11 protein-coding genes are annotated in these 12,286 nt (G+C 49.5%); 8 read left to right on the plus strand and 3 right to left on the minus strand.

Translation table 11 applies throughout. The annotated features are described in order from the left end of the window. Positions 1-41 precede the first annotated feature (41 nt). Positions 42-3,362: a mechanosensitive ion channel domain-containing protein gene (locus C9J01_RS21345; protein WP_237157034.1), complete on the plus strand. Its 3,321-nt coding sequence runs from the start codon at positions 42-44 to the stop codon at positions 3,360-3,362. Between the two features lie 39 nt (positions 3,363-3,401). Here the strand turns inward: C9J01_RS21345 and C9J01_RS21350 are convergent, their stop codons facing one another. The 3 genes from C9J01_RS21350 to C9J01_RS29680 form a co-directional block, all read right to left on the minus strand. After that, positions 3,402-4,247, minus strand: coding sequence for an endonuclease/exonuclease/phosphatase family protein (locus tag C9J01_RS21350; RefSeq protein WP_158264581.1), 846 nt, complete (start codon positions 4,245-4,247; stop codon positions 3,402-3,404). Positions 4,248-4,503: 256 nt separating this feature from the next. Continuing rightward, positions 4,504-5,193 carry a VIT1/CCC1 transporter family protein gene (locus tag C9J01_RS21355; RefSeq protein ID WP_107300169.1) on the minus strand — a complete coding sequence of 230 codons (690 nt, stop codon included), beginning with the start codon at positions 5,191-5,193 and terminating at the stop codon, positions 4,504-4,506. Positions 5,194-5,301: 108 nt separating this feature from the next. Next, complete coding sequence (locus tag C9J01_RS29680) at positions 5,302-5,451, minus strand: hypothetical protein (protein ID WP_158264582.1); 150 nt, start codon at positions 5,449-5,451, stop codon at positions 5,302-5,304. A 241-nt stretch (positions 5,452-5,692) separates the two neighbouring features. Here C9J01_RS29680 and C9J01_RS21360 point away from each other — a divergent pair, with 241 nt between their 5' ends. The 7 genes from C9J01_RS21360 to napC all read left to right on the plus strand — a co-directional run bounded on the left by C9J01_RS21360 (position 5,693) and on the right by napC (position 12,239). After that, positions 5,693-6,529, plus strand: a complete 837-nt coding sequence (locus tag C9J01_RS21360) for an alpha/beta hydrolase (protein ID WP_107300170.1) — start codon at positions 5,693-5,695, stop codon at positions 6,527-6,529. A 290-nt stretch (positions 6,530-6,819) separates the two neighbouring features. After that, positions 6,820-7,080 (plus strand): chaperone NapD, encoded by a 261-nt coding sequence (locus C9J01_RS21365; protein WP_107300246.1) that lies wholly within the window; start codon positions 6,820-6,822, stop codon positions 7,078-7,080. Between the two features lies 1 nt (position 7,081). Continuing rightward, positions 7,082-9,568, plus strand: a complete 2,487-nt coding sequence (gene napA, locus C9J01_RS21370; RefSeq protein ID WP_107300171.1) for a nitrate reductase catalytic subunit NapA — start codon at positions 7,082-7,084, stop codon at positions 9,566-9,568. 17 nt (positions 9,569-9,585) lie between these two features. Beyond that, positions 9,586-10,353, plus strand: coding sequence for a ferredoxin-type protein NapG (gene napG, locus C9J01_RS21375; RefSeq protein WP_107300172.1), 768 nt, complete (start codon positions 9,586-9,588; stop codon positions 10,351-10,353). After that, the gene (gene napH, locus C9J01_RS21380; RefSeq protein ID WP_107300173.1) at positions 10,353-11,210 is read left to right on the plus strand and encodes a quinol dehydrogenase ferredoxin subunit NapH; all 858 of its coding nucleotides are present in this window, start codon (positions 10,353-10,355) and stop codon (positions 11,208-11,210) included. The genes napG and napH overlap by 1 nt, the downstream gene beginning before the upstream one ends. Next, complete coding sequence (locus C9J01_RS21385; RefSeq protein WP_107300174.1) at positions 11,200-11,634, plus strand: nitrate reductase cytochrome c-type subunit; 435 nt, start codon at positions 11,200-11,202, stop codon at positions 11,632-11,634. The genes napH and C9J01_RS21385 overlap by 11 nt, the downstream gene beginning before the upstream one ends. Positions 11,635-11,642: 8 nt before the next feature. After that, positions 11,643-12,239, plus strand: coding sequence for a cytochrome c-type protein NapC (gene napC, locus C9J01_RS21390; RefSeq protein ID WP_107300175.1), 597 nt, complete (start codon positions 11,643-11,645; stop codon positions 12,237-12,239). Positions 12,240-12,286 lie beyond the last annotated feature (47 nt).

A 12,286-nucleotide genomic window follows, 5' to 3' on the forward strand; every position in this document is an offset into this window, starting at 1 on the left:
ACTACACTTTAACATTAGCTGTGTGCTTGGAGGTTGCGTGAGTGGGATGCTTGGTTAGACGGCTCTTTATTTTTCTGGGGCTAACATTATTACTGGCTATACGGGTAGAAGCGGAGACACTGCCGAATATCGACTTCGTCGATAGTGAAATCGAGCGCTTGAACAACGAGAACCCTAAGGATGAAAAACTGCTTGGGCAGTATCAAAGCTTGGCGCAGAGTTTGAAAAGCCAATCAGCTTTAACTGAAGACCAAGATAAACTACGTACCCTTATTACCCAGTTTCCCGAACAGCGAACACTGCTCAACAAGAAGATCAAAGAAGCGGGTAAATTACCCGTCTTCCAAACAGAACAACTGCAATCCTACGATGACCTATCCCAAGCCTTAGCCCGGTTGAGCGCTTCACTCAATGAGTGGCAGGCGGCTTTAAAGGCAAATGGCGATGAGCGCAAGAAGCTCAATGATTCCCGAATTACGCTCCCTAAGGATATTGCTAGTCTCAATAGCCAAATAGAACAAGCCTCGTTAACGGTCAGTGATAGCAAGGATAAAGTTCAAACCTGGCTGGCAACGGCGACGTCAAAAACTCTTCAGTTGGAAAAAGACAAAAAACTGCTCGAGCAGCAAACGTTGGATGAACGAAGTGAGTTGTTGCAGTTAGAACAAGAGTTATTGGCAAAGAAAATTGATTTGGCAACGCCGCTGCAAGTCCAACTACAAAACCGCCTAACAGCCATCGAACAAGGCTCTGCGAAAGCCTTGATTGTCGAGGTTGAACAGCTCAATAGTGAGCTTGGCATTGAGGAAGGCATCAAGCCTAGCCAAGAAATATCACCTCAGCAACAGCATGTCGCTAAGCTACTCGAGTATGCCAAAGAACTCGAGCAGGTCCTGCTCGACATCGATGATGCCCGCATAGAGATCCACCGTATTCAAGCTGAAAGGCAGAACCTCACTGACGAGCAGGTATTGATTCGAAATAATCTGGATTGGCTCAGGGAGAGCACAGCCTTTGGGGCTTCTATCCGGGCGCAATTGCAGCGGTTACCCACGAGGGTGTCAGTGAACGTGATTCCCGATCAAATAGCCAATGCCCACATCAGAAAATACGAGATCAGCCAACTGCGCTCAGACGCGGTGCTCGATCAGCAATCAAAAAAACAAACTCAATTTAACCACCAAGGTGAGGGGGTAGAGCAAGCTCCCCTTACCCAACGACAAGAAGAATTACATAAGGAACTTTTGGCTCGTCTTAGCCAGGAATATGACAAGCTGATCACCGAATTAAGCCGCCTACAAGCGGCGACTATCCAGTACAAAGACGAGGTGACCTCTGCGCGGTCTTTCCTTCGAGAGCAGCAGTTGTGGATACGCAGTAACTTACCATTGTGGAAAAACCTAACCCGCTTTGAGATGGATGTCTGGTTTGGGGCTCACACGCCACTCAAAGTGATGTTTGAGCGAACTACCCAGCAGCAACAGATGACGCTAGCGTTTTCCATCGCGGCATACACCTTATTGTTTGTATTGATTAGGGTTAAACTCACCCGCATTACTGAACAGCGTCGCACTGAATATAAAGGGCTGTTTGGTCATCCGCTCAAAGATAAATTTCGCTACACCCTGTACTTGTTCGCTTTGGCCCTGTTTAGGGCAGTTATCTGGCCGCTGTGGTATGGCCTAACGGCGCTTGGTATCTATTGGTTATGGCCGTTACCGACTTCGGGTGATCTGCCATCTTTGATCACGGCCAGTGCTTGGGGGTTATTTGTCCTCGAGCTGATCCATGGTTTGACGGCCAAGGATGGTGTGTTAGATCTGCACCTTAACTGGCCATCGGAAATTTGTCGTTATCTGCACCGCGAAAGCCGCCGGTTGCGCTGGCCTTTGATTGTTATTCTGTTGGCTTTATATTGCTCTGAATTGGTATCTGGTGAGAAGGAAGCAGAGGCTTCCCGGGTTCTATTCCTGTTGCTCGTAGGCTGTATGACCTACATCTATGCCTTCCTGTTTAAGCGCGAGCGCTTGCCGATGGTGCTGCCGTCACCGCTGCACCAAGGGTTTCCTCTGATGCTTACCCGAGGTCTGGTGATTGGCTCATTCCTTGCCATTATGCTGATGTCGGTGCTGGGGCTTTATCTCGCTTCCTGGGTATTGTTGAACTACCAGCAACTCACTTTGTTCCTGATGCTTGGCGTCTTGCTGGTGTACCAAATGGGGGAGCGCTGGCTCAAGCTGGAGCATCGCCAACTCAACTACCAGCGGCTACTCGAAAGGCGTGAAGAGCTCATTGCCCAGCAGCAAGAGCAAGCTGATGAACCTCCTGAACTGGCTGAACTGCGTGAAGTCATGCCAGAAGTAGAAGAAAGTAACTTGGATGCTGAGCAGGTCAGCGAGCAGTCATTGAAGTTGCTACGGGGACTATCATTGATAGGCTTTGTGATTGCCATGCTGACCCTATGGTCGAGTGCCCTTGAGATGACCAGTTGGCTTGGGCAAGTCGTGGTTTGGCAAGTCAGTGAAATGGGTGAAACCGGAATAGTGATGGTAGATATCACCCTGCAAGCGCTTATTTATGCCTTAATCACTTTATTAGTGACCTTTATTGCAGTGAAGAACTTGCCGGGGATATTGGAGCTATTGGTGCTGCGTCGACTCGATTTATCTCCCGGTACCGGATATGCAGCAACCACGGTACTGCGTTACTTGCTGATGCTGGTTGGGGTCTTCAGCGCTTGTTCGTTAATTGGTTTCCAGTGGTCGAGTTTACAGTGGCTGGTGGCTGCATTCGGGGTCGGGTTGGGGTTTGGTTTACAGGAAATCTTCGCCAACTTTATTTCGGGTTTGATTATTTTGTTTGAGCGGCCAATCCGTATTGGTGACATTGTGACGATCAATGATTTGTCGGGCACTGTCAGCAAAATCAAAACCCGCGCGACGACAATCATCGATTGGGATAACAAAGAAATCGTTGTCCCCAATAAAGCCTTTATCACTGAAAAGCTGATCAACTGGTCGCTGACCGATCCGATAACCCGTATCGTGATCCCTATTGGTGTCGCCTACGGGTCGGATATCGATAAAGTGGAAAAATTACTGTATCAGGTGGCCAATGAGCACCCGTTGGTACTTAAAGATCCACCGCCATCAGTTTTCTTTTTAGCCTTTGGAGCCAGCAGCCTTGATTTTGAGTTGCGGGTTTATATCACGGCGATTGACCATCGCCTTTCGACGATCCATCTGATCAACAAGAGCATTGATAGTTTGTTCAAGGAGAACGGTATTGAGATAGCCTTCCCGCAAATGGATATCCATGTGCGCGATGTGAAGCAGGAAAAAGACAACCCTCCGGGCGATTAGAGTCTGTTGCAACAAGGATTTAGCTCATGATAACCAGCCCTAATACTGCAGCGTAATCGACTGCGGACAATGATCACTGAGGCGGTAGTGCTTTAATTGTTGGTCGCTGTAGCGATATTCTGAATAGGAGTGTTGGGAGTCATTTTTTGGTATCCGGCCATCGATAATAAAGTGATCGATAAAGCTCGGATATTGCCTGACTTCCCATTGTTTTTTGCGTTTGTTGTAGGCCTGAGAGCGGCACTGGCTTTGTCTGCCTTGGGTGCTTAGTCTCGGAACCTGCAGTTTTCCAGAAGTCAGATGTTGCCAGAGCGTATCACCTTTCTCTGCCAACCGGCGGTTGAAATCCCCCAAGATAATGAAAGGCTGTTGATGGGCTTGCCGCTCACTGATCCAGCCATCAAGAACTTCAAATTGCTCAGCCAAGACCGGACAGTTTTTGTTGCGGTGGCGGTTGCTGTAACAGCCGCTTTTAAGGTGGACAACCAATAGTCTTAATGCCGGTTGTCCTTGTTGAAATAATGAAATATCGACACCGTAACGCAGGTACTGGTTATCCCACACATCGAGTTGATGTAGGTCAGGGTGGCGTACGTATTGGATTCCATTTCTTATTGCAAAACCGACAAACTGCGGCCAAATGTCATTATTGCCTTTGTCTTTCCGGCTCGAGAACTCAATCTGGTAATTGTTGAGTGGTATTACTTTTCCGATGGCTTGATGATCAGCAACCTCCTGAAAGGCAAGCACATCGGGTGAAATGGTTTTGATGATAGCGGCCATTGCCAGATAGTCGCGGGACGTTCTGGGGGGAGCGGTAGATTGGCTATGCCTGTTCGTTTCATCTACTGCCAACCAGCTGAGATTCCATGTAGTCAAAGTCAATGAGTTTGACCTACTGTGTGGTACATCAGCAATGACTATATCTGAAGCGATAATCCCCCAAAGCAGGAGTAAATAGCGCACTGGTGGGCTAATCATAATATGGCGAACTTCATAGCTGAAAAGTTTACTTTTACCGTGATTGCACTGAAAAGCGATTAACCTTGATGGTAATGAGGGATGAAAAACAGCTTGAATGTAATAGGGGGCGTATTGCAGGAGTTAATGATGGTTCTCTCGCAAAAGCAGGTGATATCTTTCAGGCGACAACCCCGAATATTTGGCCGACTATTGCGGTTAGCAGCATGGCTAAAGCCCCCCAAAAAGTGACACGTATAGCTCCTATCACCATTGAAGCTCCACCGGTTCGGGCAGCAATGGCGCCTAGAGCAGCCAAAAATAGCAACGAGAAAACGGCAACCATAGTGATCAGGTGAGGTAATGGAACAATCCACGCGACCAACAAAGGGAGAGTGGCACCGATTGTAAATGTCGCTGCTGAAAACATGGCCGCTTGCAAAGGGTTCGCACCTTGGGTATCAGATAGCCCTATCTCATCTCGGGCATGGGCACCAAGGGCATCATGGTCCATGAGCTTTTCTGCAACTTGCCGGGCCAAGTGGGGATCGAGCCCTCTTTGCTCATAGATTTGGGCGAGTTCATCGATCTCGTCTTCGTAATCTTGCTCCAATGCTTGTTTCTCGATAGCGAGGTCGGCTTTAATCGTATCTAGTTGTGAGCTGACTGAGACATACTCCCCTGCAGCCATAGACATTGCTCCGGCAACCAAACCGGCAAGGCCTGCAAGTAAAATGTTGTGTTGGTTTGCACTGGCTGCCGTAACGCCAATGATTAAACTAGAGGTTGAGACTATGCCATCGTTGGCTCCCAAGACAGCAGCGCGCAGCCAGCCAACCCTGTTTGAACGGTGATTCTCCTCATGGCTCATTCTGTTTTCCCATGCAAATGTCCAGTTGGTTTACATAAGCATAGGTGAACTAAAAAGGGCAGGAAGACCTGCCCTTGGTGATTGAGTTATATTTCGAACAACTGGAAATTACTGCAAGCTTTCGCGGTCAGTCACTGCCTTGAGGTCGGTCAGGGTGCCCTGCTCAACATCAATCAGGAAGTTGTCGCTGGCCTCACCGGTTGCGAAGCGGTCAAGAAGGTTATATTTTTTTTTCGGTGGCAGAGAATAAAAATTCAATATGACAAAAATAAATCAATTTTATTATGACATTATTTAAGCTTAATGATTTCTCTAATAATTCATTTATATTCAGCGGCTTGGGTGATAGGTGCTATGTTTTACTTTGAAATATTTAGTACGTATATATATGCTTGTAATGAATTTTTACTGATGTTTTATTTATGATTTTTGTTACTTTAGTTCAATAACTAAATTTTCAGCCACTTTACAATGATTAAAAAATCAGGTGGAGAGATAAATGCAAAGTCAGGCGGTGAGATATTCAGATAAAGTATTTGAGTACTACTATTTAAAAAGCCAGCAAGCATCGCGCTTTCCTGCGGTGGTATTTATCCACGGTATATTGAGTAGCGGTCGGTTATTCACTCACCAGTTAATGCCAGTGATTGCTAATAGCGGCTTCTCTTCTTATTCCCTTACTCTTCGTGGTCATGGTAACCATCAGGCAAAACACTCCTCGGACCCTTTTCAAGATCATGTTAATGATGTGGCAGCATTTGTTGATTATGTCTATCAACAAGAGAACAAACCCATAGTCGTCGTTGGGTATTCTCTCGGAGGTTTGATTGCCCAGCATGTCTGTCAACGAAAAGAGGTTAAGCCTAAGTTAGCCGGTATGGCCTTGATGGCATCGGTTCCTCCTCAAGGTTTTAGTGCCCTGAACCAAGCCATGTTACTCGAAAACCCAGCGCTGGCGATGGTACTCGGTCAGGTCATGGCGATGCCAAAAATGTCATTGCTCAACCCTTATTACCAGCACGTTATGATTGACGCGTTGTTTGCCAGTAAGCCCAACCAACAGCAACTAGCTATGTTGATGTCAGAGTTGAAAGCCGAAGATCTTCGGCTGTTCATTGAATCCCACTCAATTGAAGATAATGTCCAACTGAGTCTGCCCGTTACGGTGATCGGCGCGAAAGAAGACAAGCTGGTTCCTGCCTCTTTGGTTGAGGCCTCCGCAAAATATTACGGGGTCGCCCCCGTGTTCTTCAGCCCTATGGGCCATGCCATGCCGTTAGAGAAAGAAGCGGATCAACTGGCAGCATATTTAGCCAAATGGTTTAGAACACTATGATGCTATTGGCTATTGGCTATTGGCTATTGGCTATTGGTATTAACTCCTTTTTAATCTCATTCCACAGCCTCTTATCAGAGTCTGGTAACTTCCTGATTTACATTAATGTGAGCTCGGTATTGCCGTTTTTTTGATCTAAAACAACCAACCCTTCCAATACCCCTTTATGGGTATCCAACCTATTCAAATTAGGCATAAATTAGTCAATAACCACTAAATCTTTAAGTGTATTTTGTTGCACTTATTGATTTGGGAAGGATTCGGTGGCGTGCCTGAAGGGGGGCTTTGTTGTGAGTGAGTTCCATGTCTGCAGCTTGATTGTTTACGTCGTAGCTGAGCAGCTTGAATCAATAAAAAAGACCATAGAGAGCTTACCGGGGGCTGAAGTGCCGATTTTTGGTGAATCAGGGAAATTGGTTGTCGTGCTTGAGGGCGAGCAAAAAAACGACATCGTTGGTCACTTTGACCATATCAAGCAGTTGCCCGGGGTACTCGATACCACACTGGTTTACCACCAAATGGAAGAACAATCTGAGCTAAAGGAAGCGTAACATGACAGTTACTAGACGTAGTTTCTTAAAGGCCAATGCAGCCATTGCTGCCGCCAGTGCCGCAGGGTTAACCATACCTGTGTCGGTGGCCAATGCCGCAGAAGGCGAACAGGAAGTGAAGTGGGATAAAGCCCCATGCCGCTTCTGTGGGACAGGCTGTAGTGTGCTGGTGGGGACCAAAAATGGTCGTGTGGTAGCATCGCAGGGGGACCCTGATGCGCCGGTCAATAAGGGCCTCAACTGTATCAAAGGCTACTTCTTGCCTAAGATCATGTATGGGGAAGATCGCCTGACCCAACCGTTATTGCGTAAGAGAGACGGTAAGTATCACAAGGAAGGGGAATTCACCCCAGTTAGTTGGGATGAAGCTTTCGATGTGATGGCCGACAAGTTCAAGCAGGCACTGAAAGACAAAGGTCCTTCTGCCGTTGGCATGTTCGGTTCTGGTCAGTGGACAGTCTGGGAAGGCTATGCCGCTGCGAAATTGTACAAAGCGGGTTTCCGCTCCAACAATATTGACCCGAACGCCCGCCACTGTATGGCGTCTGCGGTCGTTGGGTTTGGCCGTACCTTCGGTATGGATGAGCCTATGGGTAGCTATGACGATCTCGAACATGCCGATGCTTTCGTGCTTTGGGGATCTAATATGGCTGAGATGCACCCAATCTTGTGGACACGCCTGACCGACCGCCGCCTGTCATCCGATAAGGTAAAAGTCGCAGTGCTGTCGACTTTTACCCACCGCAGTTATGAATTGGCTGATAACCCAATCATCTTCAAGCCACAGACCGATCTGGCCATCCTTAACTTTGTTGCCCACTACATTATCTCTAATGATAAGGTCAACAAGGACTTCATGGACAAGCACGTCAACATCCGTAAGGGTGTGACAGATATTGGCTACGGTCTGCGTCCCACCCACCCATTGGAAAAAGCAGCTAAAAACCCGGGTAGTGGTGATTCGACACCAATGAGTTTCGAAGACTACGCCAAGTTCGTCTCAACCTATACCGCCGAATATACCTCTGAATTAACAGGGGTGCCGGTTGACCAGCTCAACGAGTTGGCTGAAATGTACGCCAACCCAGAAACCAAGGTAGTGTCTTACTGGACCATGGGCTTCAACCAGCACACCCGAGGTGTGTGGGCCAATAACCTGATTTACAACATCCATCTGTTGACCGGCAAGATCTCCAAGCCAGGTTGTGGCCCGTTCTCGCTGACCGGACAGCCATCTGCCTGTGGTACAGCTCGTGAAGTGGGGACCTTTGCCCACCGTTTGCCAGCCGATATGGTGGTGATGAATCCGAAACACCGCGAAATGTGCGAAACCCATTGGAATATCCCAGAAGGCACGATTCCACCAAAGCCGGGTTACCACGCGATTTTGCAAGACCGGATGCTCAAAGACCGCAAACTCAATGCCTACTGGGTGATGTGTAACAACAACATGCAGGCAGGTCCGAATATCAACGAGGAACGTCTACCAGGCTACCGCGATCCGGCTAACTTCATTGTTACTTCTGATCCTTACCCAACCGTAACCGCAATGGCATCGGACTTGATTTTGCCGACAGCGATGTGGGTTGAAAAAGAAGGGGCCTACGGTAATGCCGAGCGCCGTACTCAATTCTGGCACCAGCAGATCAGTGCGCCGGGTGAAGCGAAATCTGACTTGTGGCAGCTGATGGAGTTCTCCAAGCGCTTCAAGGTTGAGGAAGTCTGGCCGCAGGAGTTGATTGCCAAGAAGCCAGAGCTCAAAGGCAAAACTTTATTTGAAGTGCTGTTCAAAAACGGTAAGGCCGATAAGTACAGCTTGGATGAAATTGCGGCTGACCAACTCAATGATGAGTCCCGCGATTTTGGCTTCTATGTCCAAAAAGGCTTGTTCGAAGAGTATGCCTACTTCGGTCGAGGCCATGCCCATGATTTGGCTCCGTTTGATATGTACCACCAATCCCGAGGCCTGCGTTGGCCTGTGGTGGATGGCAAGGAGACGGTCTGGCGCTACTCCGAGGGGTATGACCCTTATGTGAAGAAGGGTGAAGAGTTCGCTTTCTACGGCAAGCCGGATAAGAAAGCGGTGATTTTTGCCCTGCCATATGAGCCGCCAGCAGAGTCTCCGGATAACGAGTATGACCTGTGGCTATCAACTGGGCGGGTGCTGGAACATTGGCATACCGGTTCGATGACCCGTCGTGTGCCTGAGCTATACCGCTCATTCCCTGATGCAGTGCTCTACATGCACCCGCTCGATGCCAGAGCGCGCGGGCTGCGCCGGGGCGATGCAGTAAAAATTGTTTCCCGCCGTGGTGAGGTACTCACCCATGTGGAAACTCGCGGGCGTAACCGGGTACCGCAAGGCTTGGTGTATATGCCTTTCTTTGATGCCGGGCAACTGACCAACAAACTCACGCTTGATGCAACCGATCCCATTTCGAAAGAAACGGACTTCAAGAAATGTGCAGTGAAGGTGGTTAAAGCCTAACTATTGGAAACAGACTGATGAAGCGTTCACCTCTCAAATCATCGGAAAGCCGCCGCCGTTTCCTTCGGGATGCCGCGCGAACGGCTGTGGGTGTAGGAGCGGCAGCGACCGTACTTGGACTACAGAGCAAACAGAGTAAGGCTGACAGCAGCGGTGTGCCGATAAGGCCACCGGGTGCGTTACCTGAGCCTGAGTTTTTGCAGGCTTGCTTGCGCTGTGGGTTATGTGTTCAGGCGTGTCCTTACGATACCTTGAAGCTGGCAAGTTTGTTGTCGCCAGTGGCTTCGGGGACACCGTATTTTACCGCCCGGACGATACCGTGTGAGATGTGTGAAGACATTCCCTGTGTGGAAGCCTGCCCGAGTGGTGCGCTGGATCATGGCCTGACTGATATCGATGATGCCCGGATGGGCACGGCGGTATTGATTGACCATGAAACCTGCCTCAACTGGTTGGGCTTACGTTGTGATGTATGCCACCGGGTCTGCCCGCTGATTGATGAGGCGATCACCCTTGAGCCAATCCGCAACCAACGTACCGGCTACCATGCCAAGTTTATCCCGACGGTGCATTCCGATGTCTGTACCGGATGCGGTAAATGCGAGCAAGCCTGTGTGCTGGACGAAGCGGCGATTAAGGTTGTGCCAACGGCCTTGGCCAAAGGCGAGCTTGGTCACCACTATCGCTTGGGTTGGGAAGAGAAGGCCAAGAAAGGGGAAAGTTTGGTCCCAGAAGATCTGACTTTACCTGCTCACAAGCCGGGTAACAGTGGAGGAGGTCAGTAATGGCTAAGCATTTGGCAAAAGATGCCGGCAAGGCAGCGACTGCCTCGCTGGGCTGGTGGAAAGCTCACCGCTTCTTGCTGCTGCGCCGCAGCTGTCAGCTATTGATCATCGCCTTGTTTATGATCGGCCCGACACTGGGTGTACTGCGTGGCAACCTGTCGGCAAGTACCTTGTTTGACACCGTGCCACTGACCGACCCATTGATTTTGCTGCAAACCATTGCCGCAGGTCACTGGCCTGAGTTGGCTGCATTGCTTGGCGGAGCCATTGTGGCGGGTTTCTATGCTCTGCTGGCCCCTCGGGTGTTCTGTGCCTGGGTATGCCCGCTCAATATGGTGACGGACTTGGCCGCTTGGCTGAGGAGAAAGCTTGGGATCAAGCTTAGTTACCGCTGGTCGTCTAGCCTGCGATACTGGCTGTTGCCAGTACTGTTAATTGGCAGTGCAGTGTCGGGCACCGTGTTGTGGAGCTGGATTGACCCAGTTGCGGCACTGCACCGAGGCTTGGTGTTTGGTATGGGCGCGGGTTGGGTACTGATCTTACTGGTGTTCTTGCTGGATCTGGTATTGGTTGAGCATGGCTGGTGCGGTCATTTATGCCCGCTTGGAGCGACCTATGGGGTGATTGGCCGTAAGAGCCTGGTACGTATCACCGCGACTAACCGCGAAGCCTGCAATAAGTGCATGGATTGCTTCAACGTGTGCCCCGAACCGGAAGTGCTGAGGCAGCCACTCAAAGGTGGGGATCGCAAGGTGATGAGCCAAGACTGTATCAGTTGTGGGCGCTGTATTGATGTCTGTTCCGAGGAAGTGTTGGAATTTAAAATAAGAATTGGAGCCAATAAAAATGAAGGGTAAGTATGTTGTGTCTGCGCTGCTGGCGGCTGTCGTGAGCCTAGCAGCATTTGCAGAGGTTACCTCGTTACGTGGCGCACAGGAAATAGGGGAGACCAATGCTGTTGCGCCCATCAAGCCGGTGCCAAAAATGCAAGATAAGCTGGCCTTGGAATTTGTTCATCAACCTCCTTTGATCCCGCACTCAACGGAAATGGTGCAGATCAATCCGAGTAACAATGGCTGTTTACAATGCCATGATGTCGATAAGTACCGCAGGACTGGCGCGCCAAGGGTGAGTCCAACGCACTACATGGATAGTAACAACAAGATCCTGAGTGATGTCGCCCCTCGCCGTTATTTCTGTTTGCAGTGCCATGTATCGCAGGCCGATGCCGCGCCGCTGGTGGAAAACACCTTTAAACCGGCTGGTAAATTCGGCCAATAGGAGGGGCTATGGAGAGTCAACGACCTGGGATTATCCGGCGTTTTTGGCAGTGGTTCAGAAAGCCCAGCCACTTTGCGATTGGCACAGTCCTGACCGTGGGTGTGGTTGCAGGTGTCATCCTGTGGGGCGGGTTTAACACTGCAATGGAGTACAGCAACACGGAAAGCTTCTGTATTGGTTGTCATGAAATGGAGAACAACGTTTACCAAGAGTATGTTGGGACCGTTCACTACAACAACAGCAGTGGCGTCAGGGCGACGTGTCCGGATTGTCATGTACCCAAAGAGTGGGCACCGAAAATGGTGCGTAAGATCCAAGCCTCGAAAGAGCTATATGCCAAAGCGCTGGGACTTGTCGATACCCCTCAGAAGTTCGAGGATCACCGGTTTGAGATGGCCTCCCGAGAATGGGAGCGCATGAAAGCCAATGATTCCCAAGAGTGTCGTAATTGCCATAACTTTGAATACATGGACTTCAGCACTCAGAAATCGGTCGCTGCAGGTATCCATAGCCGTGCTATCGAAGACGGCAATACCTGTATTGATTGCCACAAGGGTATCGCCCACCAACTACCTAAAGGTCATAAGATAGAAAGTGCAATCTAACGACGTGTGATTGCGATAAAACCAATCCCCGGTGGAGCTATCTGCTG

The sequence above is a fragment of the Photobacterium rosenbergii genome (assembly GCF_003026455.1).
GTDB lineage: Bacteria > Pseudomonadota > Gammaproteobacteria > Enterobacterales > Vibrionaceae > Photobacterium > Photobacterium rosenbergii.